This window comes from Pseudomonas sp. ZY71 (genome assembly GCF_036542145.1).
In the GTDB taxonomy this organism is placed as follows: domain Bacteria; phylum Pseudomonadota; class Gammaproteobacteria; order Pseudomonadales; family Pseudomonadaceae; genus Aquipseudomonas; species Aquipseudomonas koreensis_A.
Genome location: NZ_CP144274.1, coordinates 2,190,250 through 2,213,735 on the forward strand (window position 1 = coordinate 2,190,250; position 23,486 = coordinate 2,213,735).

The 23,486-nt window shown below is 62.1% G+C and carries 2 protein-coding genes; both read left to right on the forward strand.

All coding sequences use genetic code 11. From position 1 onward, the window contains the following. Entirely contained in the window at positions 1-11,073 is an 11,073-nt protein-coding gene (locus tag VY732_RS09785) for a non-ribosomal peptide synthase/polyketide synthase (protein WP_331695281.1), read from the forward strand. Further along, positions 11,073-23,402 carry a non-ribosomal peptide synthase/polyketide synthase gene (locus VY732_RS09790; protein ID WP_331695282.1) on the forward strand — a complete coding sequence of 4,110 codons (12,330 nt, stop codon included), beginning with the start codon at positions 11,073-11,075 and terminating at the stop codon, positions 23,400-23,402. The genes VY732_RS09785 and VY732_RS09790 overlap by 1 nt, the downstream gene beginning before the upstream one ends. Positions 23,403-23,486: the final 84 nt, after the last annotated feature.

The following is a 23,486-nucleotide window of genomic DNA, read 5'->3' on the forward strand; positions in this document are numbered from 1 at the left end:
ATGACTCTGCTTGATAACCTGTCTCTGGTTCAGCGATTCATCCGTTTGCCGCTCGCCCAACGGCAAGCGTTTCTGCAAAAAATGCAGAGCAAGAACATGAGCTTTGCGGCGTTGCCGATTCCGCCGGTGCGCGATGAGTTCGAGAGCATTGGCCTGTCGTTCGCACAGGAGCGTCAGTGGTTCCTTTGGCAGCTCGATCCGCACAGCGCGGCTTACCACGTGCCGACAGCGTTGCGTTTGCGCGGTGCTCTTGATCTGTTGGCGTTGCAGCGCAGCTTCGATGCCTTGCTGGAACGCCATGAAGTGCTGCGCACGGTGTTCGTCGATGGCCCGGATGGTCCGATTCAGGTGGCTCAAGCGCGACTGAGCCTGCCGCTGACTGCGCAGGTGCTGGACACGCCGGTGGATGACGCGGGCCTCAAAGCGTTGATCGACGCTGAAATCGCCACGCTGTTCGACCTGCAACAGGGCCCGCTGCTGCGGGTCAAGCTGCTGCAAATCGCGCCGGATGATCATGTGTTGGTGCTGACCCAGCATCACATTATTTGCGACGGTGCTTCGGCGCAGATCATGGTCGATGATCTGGTCAAACTCTACGCCGCGCACAGCAGTGGTCAGCCAGCCAACCTCGCGCCTTTGCCGATCCAGTACGCCGATTACGCGATCTGGCAGCGCAAGTGGATGGAGGCCGGTGAGCTGGAGCGGCAACTGGCGTACTGGACCGAGCGTCTGGGCGATGGCGGCGAAGTTCTGCCATTGCCCACGGATCGTCCGCGCCCGGCAGCGCAAAGCTATCGCGGTGCGCGTCTGGATCTGCGCGTTGGCAGCGAGCTGACTGAACGCTTGAAACAGCTGGCCCAGCGCGAGGGCCTGACCCTGTTCATGGTCTTGCTGGCGTCGTTCCAGGCCTTGTTGCACCGCTACAGCGGCCAGGCGGATATCCGCGTCGGCGTGCCGGTGGCCAACCGTAATCGGGTCGAAACCGAAGGGCTGATTGGCTTCTTCGTCAACACCCAGGTGCTGAATGCTCAGGTGCAGGGCGGCATGCCGTTCCTGGAGTTGCTGGCGCAGGTCAAACAGGCGTCGTTGGGCGCGCAGGCGCATCAGGATCTGCCGTTTGAGCAACTGGTGCATGCCCTTGCACCGGATCGGCAGTTAAGCCACAGCCCGCTGTTTCAGGTGATGTTCAACCATCAGGGCGGCGCTACGGCGCAGGCCCTGCAACTGCCGGGTCTGCACGTCGAAAGCCTCGACTGGAGTTCGCACACCGCGCAGTTTGATTTGACCCTCGACACTCACGAAGCTGACGGTGCATTGGCGGCAACTCTGAGTTACGCCACCGACCTGTTCGACGCCGCCACCGTGCAGCGCATGGCCGGGCACTGGCTGAACCTGCTGCACGGCATCGTCGCCGACCCGCAGCACCGCATCGGTGAACTGCCGTTGCTCGACGCCAGCGAGCAGCAACAGAACATCACCGAGTGGAACCCGAATCCGCGCAGCTTTCCGAGCGAAGCCTGCGCGCACCAACTGATTGCCGAGCAGGCGCGTCTGCGGCCTGACGCGGTCGCCGTGCGTTTCAACGAGCAAAGCCTGAGCTACGGCGAACTCAACCGTCAGGCCAACCGCCGCGCCCATCAGTTGATCGGCCTCGGCGTCGGCCCGGACGTGCTGGTTGGTCTGGCTGCCGAGCGTGGTCTGGAAATGATCGTCGGCCTGCTGGCGATCCTCAAGGCTGGCGGTGCGTACGTGCCGCTCGACCCGACGTATCCGCAGGATCGTCTGGCCTACATGATCGAGGACAGCGGCATTCAACTACTGCTGAGCCAAGCCTCGTTGGCCGGTCAACTACCGGTGCCACATGGTGTGCAGACCTTGCTGCTGGGCAGCGATGTCAGCGCCTTCGCCGACACCGATCCGCAGGTGACGATGGCGTCGTCGAACCTCGCCTACGTGATTTACACCTCCGGTTCGACCGGCAAACCTAAAGGCACTTTGCTGCCGCACCAGAATATTTTGCGTCTGTTCGAAGCCACCGAGCCGTGGTTCGGTTTCGGCCCGACGGACGTCTGGAGCCTGTTCCATTCCTACGCCTTCGATTTCTCGGTGTGGGAGATTTTCGGTGCGCTGTTGCACGGCGGTGAATTGCTGGTGGTGCCGTACGACGTCAGCCGCTCGCCGCAGGAATTCCATGAATTGCTCTGCGACGCCGGGGTCACCGTGCTCAACCAGACGCCGTCGGCGTTCAAGCAATTGATGCACGTGGCCTGCGCCGATACGCGGGCGAACGCCTTGCGTTATGTGGTGTTTGGCGGCGAAGCGCTGGACGTGAAATCCCTGCGCCCGTGGTTCGAACGCTTCGGCGATACCGCCCCGCAACTGATCAACATGTACGGCATCACCGAAACCACCGTGCACGTGACGTACCGTCCGTTGTCGGTGGCGGATCTTGAGCAGGACGCCAACAGCCCGATCGGCGAACCGATTGCTGATCTGTCGTGGTACGTGCTCGACGGCGAACTGAACCCGGTGGCCAAGGGTTGCATCGGTGAGCTGTATGTCGGCCGTGCCGGTCTGGCGCGTGGTTATCTGAATCGCGGCGACCTCACTGCGCTGCGCTTTATTCCCGATCCATTCGGCGAGAGCGGGGCGCGTCTGTATCGCACTGGCGACCTCGCGCAATACCGCAGCGACGGTGTGATCGAATATGTCGGGCGTATCGACCATCAGGTGAAAATCCGTGGTTTCCGTATCGAGCTCGGCGAAATCGAAGCACGCCTGAATGCTCTCGATGCCGTGCGCGAAGCCGTGGTGCTGGCGCAGGACGGGCCGAGCGGTCAGCAACTGGTCGGCTACGTGATTGCCGCGCACCACGTCGACAACGACGCCGAATTGCGCGAACAACTGAAAGCCCAACTCAAAGCCGATCTGCCGGATTACATGGTGCCGACGCACCTGTTGTTCCTCGAACAATGGCCACTGACCGCCAACGGCAAACTCGACCGCAAAGCGCTGCCGCAAGCAGATGCCAGTCAGGTTCAGCAGGAATACGTCGCACCGCAAAGCGAGCTGGAACAACAGATCGCAGCGATCTGGCAGGACGTGCTCAAACTCGAACGTGTTGGCCTGACCGATAACTTCTTCGAACTCGGCGGCCATTCGCTGTTGGCCACGCAAATGGTTTCGCGCATCCGCCAGACCCTTGGGCTGAATCTGCAACTGCGCCAATTGTTCGAAAATGCCAGCCTCAAAGCCTGCGTTGGCGCGCTGGAACAAACCCAGGTGGCCAAGCCAACAGATATTCCTCGGGCGTCGCGTGATAAAGCACAACTGCCGTTGTCGTTTGCCCAGCAGCGTCAGTGGTTCCTCTGGCAAATGGAACCTGCGAGCGCGGCGTACCACATTCCGGCGGCGCTGCGCATTCACGGCGCGCTGGATCTGAACGCGCTGCAACGCAGTTTTGCCGAGCTGATTCAGCGTCACGAGAGCCTGCGCACGACCTTTGTGCAGATCGATGAACAAGCGTTCCAGGTGATTCACGCGCAACAGGCACCGCTGCTGGTGCCGGACATTCTCGACGGCACTTCAGGCACTGCTGCCGAGCAGACTCAGGCGTATGTGCAGCGTCAGATCAGCCAGCCGTTCGATTTGCAAAACGGCCCGCTGCTGCGCGTCGGTTTGTTGCAAGTGGCGCGCGAAGAACATGTGCTGGTGTTGACCCAGCATCACATCGTCTCCGATGGCTGGTCGATGCAACTGCTGGTGCAGGAGCTGATTCAACGCTATGCCGCGTATAGCCAGGGCCAAACGGTCGAGTTGGCTGAGTTGCCGATTCAGTACGCCGATTATGCGCTGTGGCAACGTCAGTGGATGGAGGCCGGCGAGCGTGAGCGCCAGCTCGATTACTGGACCGGCGTACTCGGCGGTGAGCAACCGCTGCTGGAATTGCCGACCGATCGTCCGCGTCCGGCGCGGCAGAGTTTTGCTGGCGCACGTCTGGCCATCGACCTGCCGCCGCTGCTCAGCCAGCAACTGCGGCAACTGGCCCAGCGCGAGGGCAGCACGCTGTTCATGGTCTTGCTGGCCTCGTTCCAGAGCCTGTTGCATCGCTACAGCAACCAGTCGGACATTCGCGTCGGCGTGCCGATTGCCAACCGTAATCGGGTCGAGACCGAAAATCTGATCGGCTTCTTCGTCAACACCCAGGTGCTCAAGGCCGAGGTCGATCCACAGCAGCGCTTCAGTGCACTGCTGGCGCAGGTCAAACACGCCGCACTCGGTGCCGAGGCGCATCAGGATCTGCCGTTCGAACAACTGGTCGAGGCGCTGCGTCCGGAACGCAACCTGAGCCATAGCCCGCTGTTTCAGGTGTTGTACAACCACCAGAGTGCCGGGCCTCAGGCGCTGCCGGCGTTGCCGGGTCTGGTCATCGAAGCGCAGGACTGGGACAGCCAGACCGCACAGTTCGACCTGACCCTCGACACCCTTGAAGCGGACGGCCAACTCAGCGCTGCGCTGACCTATGCCACCGATCTGTTCGACGCCGCCACCGTGCAGCGCATGGCCGGGCACTGGCTGAACTTGCTGCACGGCATCGTCGCCGACCCGCAGCAACGCATCGGCGAATTGCCGTTGCTCGACGCCAGCGAGCAGCAACACAACATCGCCCAATGGAACCCGAATCCACGCAGTTTCCCGAGCGAAGCCTGCGCGCATCAGTTGATCGCCGAGCAGGCGCGCCTGCGTCCCGATGCAATCGCCGTGCGTTTCAACGAGCAAACCCTGAGCTATGGCGAACTCAACCGTCAGGCCAACCGCCGCGCCCATCAGTTGATCGGCCTCGGCGTCGGCCCGGACGTGCTGGTCGGTCTGGCCGCTGAGCGTGGCGTGGAAATGATCGTCGGCCTGCTGGCGATCCTCAAGGCCGGCGGTGCGTACGTGCCGCTCGACCCGACTTATCCGCAGGATCGTCTGGCCTACATGATCGAGGACAGCGGCATTCAGTTGCTGCTGAGCCAGGCTGCGCTGGCCGGTCAATTGCCAGTTCCAGAAGGTGTGAAGACCTTGCTGCTGGACAGCGACGTCAGCGCCTTCGCCGACACCGATCCGCAGGTGACGATGGCGTCGTCGAACCTCGCCTACGTGATCTACACCTCCGGTTCCACTGGCAAACCCAAAGGCACGTTGCTGCCGCACCAGAACATCCTGCGCCTGTTCGAAGCCACCGAGCCGTGGTTCGGTTTTGGCCCGACGGACGTCTGGAGCCTGTTCCATTCCTACGCGTTCGACTTCTCGGTGTGGGAGATTTTCGGTGCGTTGCTGCACGGCGGCGAGTTGCTGGTGGTGCCGTACGACGTCAGCCGTTCGCCGCAGGAATTCCATGAGCTGCTGTGCAACGCCGGGGTCACCGTGCTCAACCAGACGCCATCGGCGTTCAAGCAATTGATGCACGTGGCCTGCGCCGATACGCGGGCGAATGCCTTGCGCTACGTGGTGTTCGGCGGCGAAGCATTGGACGTGAAATCCCTGCGCCCGTGGTTCGAGCGTTTCGGTGACTCGGCGCCACAACTGATCAACATGTACGGCATCACCGAAACCACCGTGCACGTGACGTACCGTCCGTTGTCGGTGGCGGATCTTGAGCATGACGCCAACAGCCCGATCGGCGAACCTATCGCCGACCTGTCGTGGTACGTGCTCGACGGTGAACTGAACCCGGTGGCCAAGGGCTGCATCGGCGAGTTGTACGTCGGCCGTGCCGGTCTGGCACGCGGTTATCTGAACCGTGGCGACCTCACCGCATTGCGCTTTATTCCCGATCCGTTCGGCGAGAGCGGCGCGCGTCTGTATCGCACTGGCGACCTCGCGCAATACCGCTGCGACGGTGTGATCGAATACGTCGGGCGTATTGACCATCAGGTGAAAATCCGCGGGTTCCGTATCGAACTCGGCGAAATCGAAGCACGCCTGAATGCCCTCGACGCCGTGCGCGAAGCGGTGGTGCTGGCGCAGGACGGGCCGAGCGGTCAGCAACTGGTGGGCTACGTGATTGCCGCGCACAACGTCGACAACGAAGCCGATTTGCGCGAGCAACTCAAGGCGCAACTCAAGGCCGATCTGCCGGATTACATGGTGCCGACGCACCTGTTGTTCCTCGAACAATGGCCACTCACCGCCAACGGCAAACTCGACCGCAAAGCGCTGCCGCAAGCAGACGCCAGTCAGGTGCAACAGGATTACGTCGCACCACAAAGCGAGCTGGAACAACAGATCGCGGCGATCTGGCAGGACGTGCTGAAGCTTGAGCGTGTCGGCCTGACCGATAACTTCTTCGAACTCGGCGGCGACTCGATCATATCCATTCAAGTGGTCAGTCGCGCACGCGCGGCGGGCATTCGTTTCTCGCCGAAAGATCTGTTCCAGCACCAGACCGTGCAGGCGCTGGCTTCGGTGGCGCAGACCGGTACCGACGCGCAAGCAATCGATCAGGCCCCGGTTCAGGGCGCCTCGCTGTTGCTGCCGATCCAGCAAGCATTTTTCGCCGAGGCGATTCCCGAGCGTCACCACTACAACCAGTCGGTACTGCTGAAACCGGCCAGCGCGTTGCAAGCCGAGCTTGTCGAACAAGCCTTGCAGGCACTGGTGCAGCATCACGATGCCTTGCGTCTGTCGTTCAGCGAAAGCGCTGAAGGCTGGCGCGCCGAGTACCGTCAAGCGGCGTCGGAAAACCTGCTGTGGGTGCGCGAAGTCGCCGATGCAGCGGCGCTGGAAACCCTGGCCAATCAGGCCCAGCGCAGTCTCGATCTGCAAGCCGGGCCGTTGTTGCGCGGGGTGTTGGCGAACCTTGCCGATGGCACTCAACGGCTGTTGCTGGTGATCCATCACTTGGCGGTGGACGGCGTGTCGTGGCGGATTCTGTTCGACGATCTGCAAACCGCTTACAACCAATTGCACGCCGGGCAGGCCTTGCAACTGCCGGCCAAGACCAGTTCGGTCAAAGCCTTCGCCGAACAGTTGCAGGCCCACGCCCGCAGCGCTGAACTGCAAGAACAATTGGCCTACTGGCAGGCACAGTTGAGCGACGTGCACGGCGACCTGCCGTGCCTCGATCCTGAGGCGAGCGCGCTCAACAATCAGGCCGTCACCGTCGATACGCGACTGGACAAGCAACTGACCCGACAACTGCTGCAAGAAGCCCCGGCGGCGTATCGCACGCAGGTCAACGATCTGTTGCTGACCGCGCTGGCGCGGGTGATTTGCCGCTGGAGCGGGCACGCCAGCACCTTGATCGAGCTGGAAGGTCATGGCCGCGAAGAGTTGTTCGCCAATATCGACCTGACCCGCACTGTGGGCTGGTTCACCAGTCTGTTTCCGGTGAAATTGACCCCGGCGGCTGACCTTGCCGATTCGATCAAGTCGATCAAGCAGGGCTTGCGCGCAATTCCCGACAAAGGTGTCGGTTTTGCTGCGCTGCGTTTCCTCGGTGACGACGCCACCCGCGCAGCGTTGCAGGCACTGCCGCCACCGCGCATCACCTTCAACTACCTGGGCCAGTTCGACGGCAGTTTCGATGAAGCGCAGGGCGCGTTGTTCAGCCCTGCCAGCGAAGGCGCCGGCGATGAGCAGAGCCCACTGACCACGCTCGGCAACTGGCTGACCCTCAATGGTCAGGTGTTCGACGGCGCGTTGAATCTGGGCTGGACGTTCAGTCGCCAGCAATTCGATCCGGCGCTGGTCCAGCAACTGGCCGATGACTACGCCGCTGAGTTGGCGCTGTTGATCGCGCATTGCTGCGACCCGAGCAATCAGGGCATGACGCCGTCGGACTTCCCGCTGGCCGGTTTCACTCAGGCGCAGCTCGATGGTCTGGCGCTGCCGGCGCGTGCGGTGGATGACATCTATCCGTTGGCGCCGATGCAGCAGGGCATGCTGTTCCACAGCCTCTATGAAAACGGCAGCGGGCATTACATCAACCAGATGTGCCTGGACATCGAAGGCCTCGATCCACAGCGTTTCGAAAATGCCTGGCAGGCCGCCGTCGATGCCCACGATATTCTGCGCAGCAGTTTTATCTGGCAGGGCAGTGAGCGGCCGCTGCAAGTGGTGCACAAACAGGTGCACGTGCCATTCACGTCGCTGGACTGGAGCGCTCGCGCCGATGTCACGTCAGCACTCGCTGACCTGGCTTCGGCAGAACTGGCGCAGGGCTTTGATCTGGCCTGCGCACCGTTGTTGCGTCTGGTGCTGGTGCAGACCGGCGCGCAGCGTTATCACCTGATCTACACCCATCACCACATCCTGATGGATGGCTGGAGCAATTCGCAGTTGCTCGGCGAAGTGCTGCAGCGTTATGACGGTCAGACCTTGCCGCGTCAGGCCGGGCGCTACCGCGACTACATAAGTTGGCTGCAAGGGCGCGATGCCAAGGTCAGTGAAGCGTTCTGGCTGGAGCAGCTGCGTTCGTTCGAGGCGCCGACCCGTCTCGCCGAAACCCGTTTCGACGTTGACGAAGCGGCGTTCGCCAGCAGCCACGCCAGTCACTATCACTGGTTGGACACAGCGCAGACCCAAGCCCTGAGCGAATTCGCGCGTACGCAGAAAGTCACCCTCAACACCGTCATCCAGGCTGCCTGGCTGATGCTGCTGCAGCACTACACCGGGCATGCCACCGTGGCCTTCGGTGCCACGGTCTCGGGACGCCCGACCGAGCTCAAAGGCATCGAGCAACAGATCGGCCTGTTCATCAACACCTTGCCGGTCATCGCCAGCCCACGTCCGGAGCAGTCAGTGTCGGCGCTGTTGCAACAGGTACAGGCGCAAAACGTCGCCCTGCGCGAGCACGAGCACACGCCGCTGTTCGAGATTCAGCGCTGGGCCGGGCAGGGTGGTGAGGGCTTGTTCGACACCTTGCTGGTGTTCGAAAACTACCCGTTGTCGGACGCGCTGCAAGAGCAGGCACCGTCAGGGTTGAGCTTCGGCACCGTGGACAATCAGGAACAGACTAATTTCCCGTTGACCCTGGCCGTTAATCACAATGACACCCTGAGTCTGCACTTTACTTATGCCCACGCTGCTTTCCCTACACACACCGTCGAGCGCCTGGCTGAACAGGTGGCACACGTGCTCGCGCAGATGGTGAGCGCGCCGGCCGGCCGCAGCCTCGGCGAGATCGACTTGCTGGGCGATGTCACGCGCACGCTGTTGTTGCGCAACTGGAACGCCACGGCCGTCGAAACCTCCGAGCGCCGTCAGGTGCAGCAATGCATCGAAGCGCAGGCACGCCTGACCCCGGACGCCGTGGCGCTGGTGACCGAGCAGGCCACGCTGACGTATGCGCAACTCAATGCTCAGGCCAACCGTTTGGCTCATGCCTTGATCGAGCGCGGCGTCGGCCCTGACGTTCTGGTCGGTCTGGCGATGTCGCGCAGCGTACAGATGGTGGTTGGCCTGCTGGCGATCCTCAAGGCTGGCGGCGCTTACGTGCCGCTGGATCCGGCGTATCCACAAGATCGTCTGACCTACATGGTCGAGGACAGCGGCATTGCCTTGCTGCTGACTGAAACCAGCCTGCAACCACGTTTTGCCGATGTCGCGGTGACCACGCTGTTGCTCGATCAGCCAGCGCATTGGCTGGACGCTTACAGCGAGCGCGATCCGCAGGTGCTGATCGATGAGCAGAACCTCGCCTACGTGATCTACACCTCCGGCTCCACCGGCAAGCCGAAGGGCGTGACCTTGCGTCATGGCGGCTTGAGCAACCACATGCAGTGGATGCAGGAATGCCTGCAACTGACGCCGGCGGATCGCGTCCTGCAAAAAACCGCGATCAGCTTCGATGCGTCGGTCTGGGAATTCTGGCTGCCGCTGATGAACGGTGCGCAACTGGTGCTGGCCTCGGCACAATTCAATCTCGACCTGACCACGCTGTGGGCCGACGTCGCACGCCTGCGTATCAGCGTGCTGCAAATGGCGCCGTCGCTGTTGCAAGCATTGTTGCCGCTGGCGACGCGTGAACAACTGGCCTCGCTGCGCCTGTTGCTGTGCGGTGGCGAGGCCCTGAGTGCGCACCTTTCGCGTCAAGTGCTGGCGCTGTTCGACGGCGAGTTGCGCAATCTCTACGGCCCGACCGAAGCGACCATCGACACCAGCAGCCACGCCGTACCGCGCACGGTTGAAGATGATGCGCGAATCATGCCGATCGGTCGTCCGATCAACAATGTCCGCACCTATGTGCTGGACGCAGCGCTGCAACCTTGCGCCATTGGTGCCACTGGCGAGTTGTACATCGCCGGTGACTCGCTGGCCCGTGGTTATCACCAGCGCGGCGCGCTGACCGCCGAACGCTTTATTCCTGATCCATTCGCCGGTTTCGGCGGTCGTCTGTACCGCACCGGCGACCTGGCGCGCTATGCCGAGGATGGCGTGATCGAGTACATCGGCCGCATCGACCATCAAGTGAAAATCCGCGGTCTGCGCATCGAACTGGGTGAAATCGAAGCACGCCTGCAAGCATTGCCCGAGGTTCGTGAGGCGGTGGTGCTGGCGCGGGAAGAGCTGAGCGGGCCGAATCTTGTTGCGTATCTGGTCAGCCACGACCACAGCCTTGATCCGACATCTCTAGCAGAACAACTCAAGGCGCAATTGGCCCGTCAGGTGCCGGACTTCATGGTGCCGACCCACCTGGTCTTCCTTGACCAATTGCCGCTGACGCCTAACGGCAAACTCGATCGCAAGGCCTTGCCGGCACCGGACACCCGCGCCCATCAGTCGGTCTATCTGGCGCCGCAAAGCGAGCTCGAATGCAAGGTCGCAGCGATCTGGCAGGACGTGCTGAAAATCGAGCAGGTCGGGCTGGCTGACGACTTCTTCGAACTCGGCGGGCACTCGCTGCTGGTGGTCAACGTGGTCTCGCGCCTGCAACTTGAACTGGGCCTGAAGCTGACGCCGCAACTGATATTCCAATTCCCGGTGCTGGGTGCGTTTGTCGCGCAACTCGAGCAGTCCGGCGAGCAAATGAGCACGTCGAAATTGAGCAAGCTTGAAGCGCTGCTTGATGAATTTGAGGAGGTTTGATGGACACCGCTGTCGCACAACGTATTGCCAGGCGCTTCATAACGCTGCCGCTGGAAAAACGTCGCTTGTACTTGCAGAAGATGCTCGAAGAGGACGTTTCCCCGGCGAACCTGCCGATTCCGCCTGTCAGTGCCGAGTTCGACACCTTGTCGTTGTCTTTCGCCCAGGAACGCCAATGGTTCCTGTGGCAGCTGGATCCGGAAAGCGCGGCGTACCACATGCCCACGGCCCTGCGTCTGCGCGGGCCGCTGGACGTCGCTGCGCTGGAGAAAAGTTTCCATGCGCTGGTGGCGCGCCACGACAGTCTGCGCACTACTTTCGTGCTGCACGGCGAGCACGCCGTGCAGCAAGTCCACGCGGTTACGCCGGTGCAGCTGCAAGCGCAAGTGCTGGCGCAGATGCCGGACGACACGCAACTGCGCCACTTGATCGAAGAAGAAACCCGGCAACTGTTCGACCTGCAACAAGGGCCATTGCTGCGCACACGTCTGCTGCAACTGGCGCCCGACGATCATGTGCTGATCGTGACCTTGCACCACATCGTCTCCGATGGCTGGTCGATGCAGGTGATGGTCGAGGAACTGGTCAAAGGTTACGCCGCGTTCATTCAAGGCCAGGCGCCGCTGTTGCCCGAATTGCCAATCCAGTACGCCGACTATGCGATCTGGCAGCGCCACTGGATGGAAGCGGGCGAGCGTGAGCGTCAACTTGAATACTGGGTCGCGCGCCTCGGCGGTCAGCAACCGGTACTCGAATTGCCGAGCGATTTTGCCCGCCCGGCGGTCATGAGCTATCGCGGTGCCCGTCTGGAACTGGACATCGACGCCGCGTTGGCCAGTGGCCTCAAGCAGATGGCGCAGCGCGAAGGGGTCAGTCTGTTCATGATCCTGCTGGCCTCGTTCCAGGCCTTGCTGCATCGCTACAGCGGTCAGAACGACATCCGCGTCGGCGTGCCGACGGCCAACCGCAACCGCGTGGAAACCGAGCGCCTGATCGGCTTTTTCGTCAACACCCAAGTCCTCAAGAGCGAGGTCGACAGTCAGGACCCGTTCAGCGCGTTGCTGCAACAGGTCAAGCAGACTGCGCTGGGCGCGCAGGCGCATCAGGATCTGCCATTCGAGCAATTGGTCGAAGCGCTGCAACCCGAGCGCAACCTCAGTCACAGTCCGCTGTTCCAGGTGATGTTCAATCACCAGACCCAAGGCTTGTCGACTGCGGCGCCGGTGGGCGGTTTGAAAGTCGAGGGCTTGCGTTGGGACAGCCACAGCGCGCAGTTCGACCTGACCCTGGAAACCGTCGAGCACAGCGATGGCCTGTCGGCGGCGTTGATCTACGCCACTGATCTGTTTGGCGCCGACACCGTTGCGCGCATGGCCGGGCATTGGCAGAACCTGCTGCGCGGGATTGTCACCAATCCTGCGCAGTCCATCGGCGAACTGCCGCTGCTGAGCGCCGCCGAACATCAAGCGCAGCTCAACGACGGCAACCGCAGCGTCGTGCCGGCACCTGAAAAGGGCTTCGTTCATCAACTGTTCGAAGTACAAGCGGCGCGCACTCCCGATGCCCCGGCGCTGGTGATCGATGGCCAGCGCTTGAGCTACGGCCAGCTCAATGCCCGGGCCAATCAGTTGGCGCGCAAGCTGCAAACCCTCGGTGTCGCGGCAGATGTGCTGGTCGGTATTTCGGTCGAGCGCAGCACGCACATGCTGGTGGGCCTGCTGGCGATTCTCAAGGCGGGCGGCGCCTATCTGCCGCTGGATCCGGCATTCCCGCAGGATCGTCTGGCGTACATGATCGACGACAGCGGCATCGATTTGCTGCTGACGCAAGGCTCGCTGCTCAGCCAGTTGCCCGTCCCGGCCACGGTCACCACGCTGGTGCTGGATCAGGAGGGCGATTGGCTCGACGGCTTTGCCTGCGAGGATCTGCCGACACGTCTGCATGCCGAACATCTTGCCTACGCGATCTATACCTCCGGCTCGACCGGCCAGCCGAAAGGGGTGATGGTTCGCCACGCGGCGTTGACCAATTTCGTCGCCAGCATGGCCAAGGCCCCGGGCATGGTCGCGCAGGATCGTGCGCTGTCGCTGACCACGTTCTCGTTCGATATTTTTGGCCTGGAAATCTACGTTCCGCTGATGGTCGGCGCGTGCATTGTCCTGACCGGTCAGGAGGTCGCGCAGGATCCGTACGCGGTACTGGCGCTGATGACTGCCGAGCAGGTCAACGTGGTGCAGGCGACGCCGTCGACCTGGCGCATGCTGCTCGACAACGAAAACGCCGCACAGCTGCGCGGTTGCAAGTGCCTGTGCGGCGGCGAAGCGCTGCCTCAGGAACTGGCGGTGCGCATGCTCGCCCTCGGCGGTGAAGTGTGGAACCTCTACGGGCCGACCGAAACCACGATTTGGTCGGCGTTGCATCCGCTGCGCGCGCAAGATGCGCAACCGTGGCTGGGCGGCCCGATCGACAACACCACGCTGTACATCGTCGGCGCCGATTTGCTGCCGGTGCCTTATGGCGTGGCCGGCGAGTTGCTGATCGGCGGTGAAGGCCTGGCGCGCGGTTACTTCCAGCGTCCGGCGCTGACGGCCGAACGGTTTGTGCCGCACCCTTATTCCGCGACGGGCGAGCGTCTGTACCGCACTGGCGACCTTGCGCGTCAGCGTGCCGACGGCATCATCGAATATCTCGGCCGGATCGACCATCAGGTGAAAATCCGTGGCTTCCGCATTGAATTGGGCGAGATCGAAGCGCGCCTGCTCGAACAGGACGCCGTGCGCGAAGCGGCCGTGCTGGCGCAGGATGCTCCGGGTGGTCAGGCGCTGGTGGCTTACGTGGTGCCGAGCGCTGATCTGAGCACACTCGATGCCGACGCACAGAGCCGCTTGCGCGACAGCCTCAATGCACGCCTCAAGGTCAATCTGCCGGATTACATGGTGCCGGCGCACATGGTGCTGCTGGCGCGTTTCCCGCTGACGCCGAACGGCAAGCTCGATCGCAAACAGTTGCCCAAACCCGACGCCAGCCAATGGCGCAAAACCTATGTGGCACCAGAGACGCCGGTGCAACAGGCCGTGGCCGCGATCTGGGCGCAAATCCTCAAGGTCGAGCGCGTTGGTCTGAGCGACAACTTTTTCGAACTGGGCGGTCATTCGCTGCTGGCCACGCAAGTGGTGTCGCGCATTCGTCAGCAACTAGAGATTCAGGTGCCGCTGCGCTTGCTGTTCGCCCACAACAGCCTGCAAGGGTTTGTCGAGGCGATGGACCCGGCATCTGCCGAGCAAGAGCCGGCGATCAGTCGCGTTCCGCGCGAGCAGCCGCTGGCCTTGTCTTACGCACAACAGCGTCAGTGGTTCCTCTGGCAACTGGACCCGACCAGCAGCGCTTATCACATTCCGGCGGCGCTGCGTTTACGCGGCGAGCTGGATCAAGCGGCGCTGCAACAGAGTTTCGATGCGCTGGTGGAACGTCACGAAAGTTTGCGTACCCGCTTCGTGCTGGACAACGAACGTCCAGTGCAAGTCATCGAGGCTGCTGCCCCCGTCACCATTGCGATGACATCGGTCGACGCCGCGCTCGACGCGCCAGCCCTGCGCAGCTTGATCGAAGCCGAAACCCGGCGACTGTTCGATTTGCAGCGTGGGCCGCTGTTGCGGGTCAAACTCTTGCAATTGGCCGCTGACGACCATGTGCTGATCCTGACCCAACACCACATTGTTTCCGATGCCTGGTCGATGCAAATCATGGTCGATGACCTGATGCAGCTGTACGCCGGTTTCAGTCAGGGTCAACCGGCTGCACTGGCACCGTTGCCGATCCAGTACGCCGACTATGGCCACTGGCAACGGCAATGGCTGGAGGCGGGGGAGCAGCAACGGCAACTGGATTACTGGACAGCGCAGTTGGGCGGCGAGCAGCCGATTCTTGAATTGGCCACCGATCATCCGCGTCCGGCGCAACAAAGCTATCGCGGCGCGCGCCTGCCGATCAGCCTGGAACCGGCGCTGGCGGAAGGTCTCAAGCGTCTGGCCAAAGAGCGCAACACCACGTTGTTCATGCTGTTATTGGCGGGGTTCCAGACCCTGTTGCATCGCTACACCGGGCAAAACGATATTCGCGTCGGCGTGCCGATCGCCAACCGCAATCGCGTGGAAACCGAGCGCCTGCTGGGCTTCTTCGTCAACACGCAAGTGCTCAAGGCTGACATCGACGGCAACCTGCGTTTCGATCAGTTGCTTGATCAGGTCAAGCAGCGTGCTTTGGGGGCGCAGGCGCATCAGGACCTGCCGTTTGAACAACTGGTGGAATTGCTCGCACCCGCTCGTAACCTGAGTCATACACCGTTGTTCCAGGTGATGTTCAACCATGCCAGCGATGCGCGTCGCGCCGTTTCGACGTTGCCAGGCCTGAGCCTCGAAGAACTGACCTGGGACGCCGGCACCGCGCAGTTCGACCTGACGCTGGACACCTTCGAGTTCGATGAAGGCATCAGTGCGGCGCTGTCGTATGCCAGCGATCTGTTCGAACCTTCGACCATCGCTCGTCTCGGCGAGCATTTCCTCAATCTGTTGCGCGCGATCGTCGCGCAGCCGACCCGACGCGTTGGCGAACTGCCGATGCTCGACGCGGCGCAGCGCCGAGTGATCGTCGAAGACTGGAACCACACGTTTGCCGACTACCCGAATCAGCAGCCGGTGCATCATCTGATCGAAGCGCAGGTCGAGCGTGCTCCGCACGCGGTGGCGTTGACGTTCGAAGGGCAGTCGCTGACTTACCGTGAGCTCAACGAGCGGGCCAACCGTTTGGCCCATGCCCTGGTTGCGCGGGGCATTGGCGCGGATGTGCTGGTGGGCATCTCGGTGCACCGCAGTCTGGAAATGGTCGTCGGCTTGCTGGCCATTCTCAAGGCCGGTGGCGCTTACGTGCCGCTGGATCCGGAGTACCCGACCGAACGTCTGGCGTACATGATCGATGACAGCGGCATCCAATGGTTGCTGACGCAACAGGCGCTGGTCGAGACCTTGCCGATTCCAGAGCATGTGCAGACGCTGCTACTCGACGCCAATGACGCCTGGCTCGGCGATGCTGCGTCGAGCAATCCGACGCTGGCGCTGAGCGCACAAAACCTCGCGTACGTGATTTACACCTCTGGCTCCACCGGCAAGCCGAAAGGCGCCGGCAACAGCCACGGCGCGCTGACCAACCGTTTGTGCTGGATGCAGCAGGCTTATGAGCTGCGCGGCGCTGACAGCGTGCTGCAAAAAACGCCGTTCAGTTTTGACGTGTCGGTGTGGGAATTTTTCTGGCCCCTGATGACCGGCGTACGTCTGGTCGTCGCTGCACCGGGCGACCATCGTGATCCGGCGAAACTGGTCAGCCTGATCGAGCGCGAAGCGATCACTACCCTGCATTTCGTGCCGTCGATGCTGCAAGCGTTTGTGCTGGATGCCAATGTCAGCCGCTGCACCAGCCTGACCCGCATTGTCTGCAGCGGTGAAGCGTTGCCGATCGATGCGCAGCAACAGGTCTTCGCCAAGTTGCCGAATGCCGGTTTGTACAACCTCTACGGCCCGACCGAAGCGGCGATCGACGTGACCCATTGGACCTGCCGCGATGAAGGTCGCGATGCGGTGCCGATCGGCGAGCCGATTGCCAACCTGATGACCTACATTCTCGACGCCGAACTCAACCCGGTGCCGAGCGGCGTCAATGGCGAGCTGTACCTCAGCGGCCAAGGCCTGGCGCGCGGCTACCACCGTCGCCCGGAATTGACCGCCGAACGCTTTGTCGCCAGTCCGTTCGTGGCCGGCGAGCGCCTGTATCGCACCGGCGATCTGGCGCGCTATCGCCCAAATGGCGTGATCGATTACATCGGTCGTATCGACCATCAGGTGAAAATCCGTGGTTTCCGCATCGAGCTGGGTGAGATCGAAGCGCGCCTGCTGGAGCACGACGCCGTGCGTGAAGCGGTGGTCGTCGCGCAGGACAGCCGCAGCGGCAAAGTCCTCAGTGGTTATGTCGTCGCCACGGAAATCGACGCGACGGATTGGCCATCGATGCGTGAAACCCTGCAGGCGCATTTGCGCCAGACCTTGCCGGAGCACATGGTGCCTGCGCACTTGACCCTGCTGCAGAGCATGCCGCTGAGCCCCAACGGCAAGCTCGACCGCAAGGCATTGCCAGCGCCTGATGTGGCCGAAGCCCAGCAAGATTTTGTCGCCCCGGTCAATGCGATCGAAACAGCGCTGGCGCAGATCTGGCAAGCGGTGCTCGGCGTGGCTCAGGTGGGTACGGCGGACAATTTCTTCGCCCTCGGTGGCGACTCGATCAACTCGATTCAAGTGGTCAGCCGCGCGCGTCAGCAGGGCATTGGCCTGACCCCGAAAGACCTGTTTCTGCATCAGAACATTCAAGCGCTGGCCCGCGTGGCCACGGCCGCCGAGGAAGCGTTGATCGATCAAGGCCCGGTCACCGGCGACAGTCCGCTGGTGCCGATGCAGCAATGGTTCTTCGCCAGCGATATCCCGCACCGCGAGCACTGGAACCAGTCAGTCATGCTGACGCCGCGCGAAGGGCTGAACGTCGCACACTTGCAGCAGGCGCTGGCGCATGTCGTGGCGCATCACGATGCCTTGCGCCTGCGTTTTGTGCAGGCGAGCAATGGCGTATGGCAGGCCAGCCATCAGGCGCCGGCCGAGCAGGTGCCGGAAATCTGGCAACGCTCAGCCGAGGGCGCTGATGAAATTGTCGCCATCGCCGATGAAGCCCAACGCAGTCTCGATCTGCAAAACGGGCCGTTGCTGCGCTGCACGTTGATGGCGGTGCAGGACGGCAGCGAGCGTCTGCACCTGGCGATTCACCATTTGGTGATGGACGGCGTGTCGTGGCGAGTGTTGCTGGAAGATTTGCAAACCGCCTATCGTCAACTGAATTCAAACCAGCCGGTGGCGCTGCCGGCGAAATCCACCGCGTTCAAAGCCTGGGCCGAGCAGTTGCAGGCCTATGCGCACAGCGAAACGCTGAACAAGGAACTCGACTACTGGAGTCGTCAACTCGATCAGGCCTTGCCGGAGTTGCCGCGCAGTCGTCCCGAGGGCAGTCAGGCGTCGGTGCATGGCCGTTCGGTCAACACGCGGCTGGATGCCGAACAGACCCATCGTCTGCTCAAGCAGGCGCCGTCGGCGTACCGCACGCAAGTCAATGACCTGTTGCTCAGCGCTCTGGCGCAGGTGATCTGCCAGTGGACTGCGCAACCGGCGTGCCTGGTGCAGCTTGAGGGTCATGGTCGCGAAGAACTGTTCGACGGCGTCGACCTGAGCCGCACGGTGGGCTGGTTCACCAGCCTGTTCCCGGTGCTGCTGACCCCGGCGAAACAACCGGCCGAGGCGATCAAACGCATCAAGGAACAACTGCGCGCGGTGCCGGAAAAAGGCCTGGGTTATGGCGTGTTGCGCTACCTCGGCGCGGACGCTGTTCAGCAACGTCTGGCGCAATTGCCGCAAGCGCGGATTACTTTCAACTACCTCGGCCAGTTCGACCAGAATTTCGATGAGCAGGCGCTGTTCGTACCGAGTGAAGAGGGCAGCGGGGCCGGGCACGGCGACGACGTCGCCCTGAGCAACTGGCTGACCATCGATGGCCGGGTGTTCAACGGGCAATTGTCGCTGGACTGGACGTTCAGCCGCGATGTCTTCGACGAAGCGGTGATTCAGCAACTGGCGGATGCCTACGCGGTGGCGCTGGAGCAATTGATCGAACATTGCTGCACGCAGGAACATTTGGGCCTGACACCGTCCGACTTCCCATTGACGTGTCTGACCCAGCCGCAGCTGGATCGACTGCCGGTGCCGGTGGCGCAAGTGGAGGATATCTATCCGCTGTCGCCGATGCAGGACGGCATGCTGTTCCACACCCTGGCCGACGACAGTTCCGGTTTGTACATCAACCAGATCAGCCTGCCGGTGCACGGTCTGGACACCGAGCGCTTTGCCCGGGCGTGGCAATATGTGATCGGGCGCGAGGATATTCTGCGCACCAGTTTCCACTTCCCGGAAGGCTCGAATACCCCGGTGCAGATCGTCCATCGTCAGGTCGAATTGCAACTGACGGTGGAAGACTGGCGTACAAAAGACATCAGCGAGGAGGCCGTCACCGAGCGGGCGACCGCCGATTATCTGGCCGGTTTCGACCTCGGCCAGGCGCCGTTGCAGCGCGTCCTGCTGCTGCGTCTGGAAGACGATCGCTACCAGATGATCTGGACCTGCCACCACATCCTCATGGACGGCTGGAGCAGTTCGCGGTTGTTCGGCGAGGTGATGCAGTTCTACAGCCACGGCCAGGTGCAAGGGCGCAATGGCCGCTATCGCGAATTCATCGAATGGCTGCAACGCCAGGATCAGGGTTCGCTGGAAGGTTTCTGGCGCAACCGCCTCGAGCCGCTGCAACAGGCGACGTCGCTGAATCAGGCGATGTTCCCGCGGCATGTCGAAGAACTGCCGGGGCACGAGGCGATATATTCACGTTGGGACGCGGCGCAAACCGCGCGCTTGCAGCAGGCTTGCCGTGCTCTGCAAATCACCCCGAACACCCTGATTCAGGGGGCGTGGTTGCTGTTGCTGCAACGCTTTACCGGGCAGAACACCGTGGTGTTCGGCGCGACCGTTTCGGGGCGCCCGGCCGGTTTGGCCAACGCTGACAATATTCTTGGCCTGTTCATCAATACCTTGCCGGTGATTCAGACCCTGCGCCCGGAGCAGCCGCTGGATCAGTGGCTGCAGCAACTGCAGGCTTACAACACTGATATTCGCGAGTTTTCCCATGCACCGCTGGCGGACATTCAGCGTTGGTCGGGACTCGGCGGGCAGGGCTTGTTCGACAGCATCATCGTCTTCGAGAACTACCCGATCGACGAACGTCTGGGCGAGCAGCAGGACAGTGGTCTGAGCTTCGGCGAGTCGCGCAATCATGACGTCACCAACTTCCCGATGGACCTGGCGGTCAATCTCGGCGAACAGCTGTCGATCGAATATCTGTTCCTGCGCAATGCGTTCAGCCTGGAAGCGGTGGAGCAGATCCGGCGCACCCTGGAAGACACCCTTGAAGCCATGATCGTCGCGCCGAGCGAGCGTCTGGGCAACCTGCAGCGTTTGTCCGCGCAACAATGGCAAGCATTTGAGCAATGGAGCGCCGCGCCTGGCGCAAGTTATCAGGCGCAGTTGCTGCCTGAGCTGATTGCCCGCCATGCCCAGTCGCGGCCTGAGGCCACGGCGCTGGTCTGCGGTGACGCTACGCTGAATTACGCTGAACTGGAGCGTCGCGCCAACCGCCTGGCTCATCGCCTGATCGAACTGGGTGCCGGGCCGGAAGTGGTCATCGGTGTGGCGCTGGAACGTTCGGTCGAGATGGTCGTGGCATTGTTGGCGGTGATGAAAAGCGCTTCGGCGTATGTGCCGCTGGACATCGATTATCCGCCGGAGCGACTGGCGTTCATGATCGAAGATTCGGCCATGGCGCTGCTGCTCACCCACACGCAGGTGCAGGAGCGCTTGCCGGTGGTCGAAGGGCTGGCGCGTCTGGCTATCGATGAGTTCGACGACAGCGCTTACCGCGACACAGCTCCGCTCAGCGGTTTGCTCGCCGGCAACCTCGCCTATCTGATCTACACCTCCGGTTCGACCGGGCGGCCGAAAGGCGTCGCGGTGGCGCACGGGCCGATGAGCATGCATTGCCAGGCCATCGCCGAGCTGTACGACATGGACGAGCACAGCCGTGAGCTGCATTTCATGTCGTTTGCCTTTGACGGCGCCCACGAGCGCTGGCTGAGCACGCTGTTCAGCGGCGGCACGCTGGTGATCCGCGATGCCAGCCTGTGGACACCGGAACAGACCTTCGAGGCCCTGCATCAGCACGGCATCACGATTGCCTGTTTCCCACCGGCCTACCTGAAACAACTGGCCGAATACGCCGCACACAGCCAATTGGCGCCACCGCGGGTGCGCGTATATTGCTTTGGCGGCGACGCGGTGCCGGATCAAACCTTCGAGCAAGTGAAAGCCGCGTTACGTCCGCAATTCTTCACCAACGGTTATGGCCCGACCGAAACCGTGGTCACACCGATGCTGTGGAAGGTGCCGGTCAGCGAGCGCTGTGAAGCGGCTTACGCGCCGATCGGACGTGCTGTCGGCGAGCGTGCGCTGTACGTGCTCGACGAAGATCTCAATCCGCTGCCACCGGGCATTGCCGGCGAACTGTACATCGGCGGCCAGGGCATCGCCCGTGGTTACTACCAGCGTCCGGACCTGAGCGCCGAGCGTTTCGTGCCGGATCCGTTCGGCCAGCCGGGTGAGCGTCTGTATCGCAGCGGTGACCTGGTGCGCCAGCGTGCTGACGGCGTGCTCGATTACGTCGGGCGCATCGACCATCAGATCAAGGTGCGCGGGTTCCGGATCGAACTCGGCGAAATCGAAGCCAGTCTGCGTCAGCTCGCCGATGTCAGCGATGCCTTGGTGATCGCTCGTGACAGTGCGTCGGGCAAACAACTGATCGGTTATGTGGTGACGCCGCAGGGTGTGGCCATCGGTGATCGACTCAAGTCCGAATTGCGTGCGCAACTGCCGGACTACATGGTGCCGGCGCAGGTGATCTGTCTCGCCGCGCTACCGGTCACGCCGAATGGCAAACTCGATCGCCAGGCCTTGCCGGAACCCGAGTTCAAGGGCGCGGAATATGTGGCCGGGCGCACCCGTGACGAGCAACTGCTGGCCGAGGTCTGGGCCGATGTGTTGCAAGTCGAGAGGGTGGGCATTACCGACAACTTCTTCGAACTGGGCGGCGACTCGATCCTCAGCCTGCAAGTGGTTTCGCGGGTGCGTAACCACGCGGAGTTGAAGCTGGATCTGAAACTGCGCGACCTGATGCGTGGGCAGACCATCGAAGCGATTTTCGAACAGCGTTCGAGCGCTGTGGCGAGCGTGGTTGAAGACGTGACGCAGGTGGCGGCGGAAGGGCAGTTCAACCTGATTCCGATCCAGCAATGGCTGTTCGATCAGCGCATGAGCGAGCCGCATCACTACAACCAGGCGTTGATGTTGCGTGCGCGGCAAGCGCTGAATCTGCCAGCGCTGGAAATGGCCCTGCGCGCGATGATGCAGCAACACGATGCACTGCGCTTGCGCTTCAGCGATGTTGGCGGGCGGCATTATCAGCATTACCAACCGCTGGCGGACATGCAGGCGCAATGGGCCAACGAAGCGCTGCTGTGGCAGCACGAAGTGGCTGATGAAGCCGAGCTGGAACTGTACGCCGAGCAAGTGCAACGCAGCCTCGATCTGCACAATGGGCCGGTCTGGCGCACGGCGCACGTGACGTTGCCTGATGGCGAAATCCGTGTGCTGATGGTCATTCATCACTTGGTCATCGACACGGTGTCATGGCGTTTGCTGTTGCAGGATTTGCAGGTGGCTTACGAGGCGTACAGCGCCGGTGGTTCGCCGAACCTGCCGATTCGCACCAGCAGCTATCGCGCCTGGGCCGAAGGCTTGCAAGCCTATGCGGCGGATTACCCGACGGAGGAAAAAGCCTGGTGGCTGGCGCAGATCGACCAGCCCGGCAGCGAGTTGCCGTGCGATAACCCGCGCGGCAAGAATCAGGTGCAATACCAGTCGGTGGCGCATTTGGGCTTGTCGGAGCAGCACACCCAGCAACTGCTCAAGCAAGTGCCGGCGGTGTATCAGACGCAGATCAACGACGTGTTGCTAGCGGCGTTGAGCCGGGTGTTGTGCCGCTGGAGTGAGCAGTCTTCGGTGCTGATTCAACTTGAGGGCCACGGTCGTGAGGATCTGGTCAAAGACATCGACCTGAGCCGCAGTCTGGGCTGGTTCACCAGCATGTTCCCGGTGCGTCTGACACCGGGCGAGAACGCCGACATCGGCACCTCGGTGCGTGCCGTGCAGCGACAATTGGCGGCGGTGCCGAACAAAGGTCTGGGCTATGGCGTGCTGCGTCACATGAGCGGCGGGCAAATGGCTGAAACATTGAGTCAGGCACCGCAGGCACGGGTGACCTTCAACTACCTCGGGCAGTTTGACCAGAGCTTCGACGACAAGGCCATGCTGGTGCCGGCGGCAGAAAGTTACGGCAGTTGCTACAGCCCGCACGCTGCATTGGGTAACTGGCTGGAAGTAGTGGGGCAGGTGTATGACGGGCGCTTGGCTTTGCGCTGTATTTACAGCACTCGCCGTTACCGCGCCGAGACCGTCGAACAGCTGATGCGCGAGTATCAGGCAGAACTGGAGGCGCTGATCGAGCACTGTGTCGCACAAGCGGCCTAAGTATTGGGCCTGATCCATCGTTATACACAGAGGAGCCCTTGCGGCTCCTCTTTTGTCTGTGGCTATTTCATAAGGAAACCTGCG

Coding starts and splice junctions, on each gene's coding strand:
- VY732_RS09790 (WP_331695282.1), top strand. CDS start 11,073: ATGGACACCGCTGTCGCACAACGTATTGCCAGGCGCTTCATAACGCTG.
- VY732_RS09785 (WP_331695281.1), top strand. CDS start 1: ATGACTCTGCTTGATAACCTGTCTCTGGTTCAGCGATTCATCCGTTTG.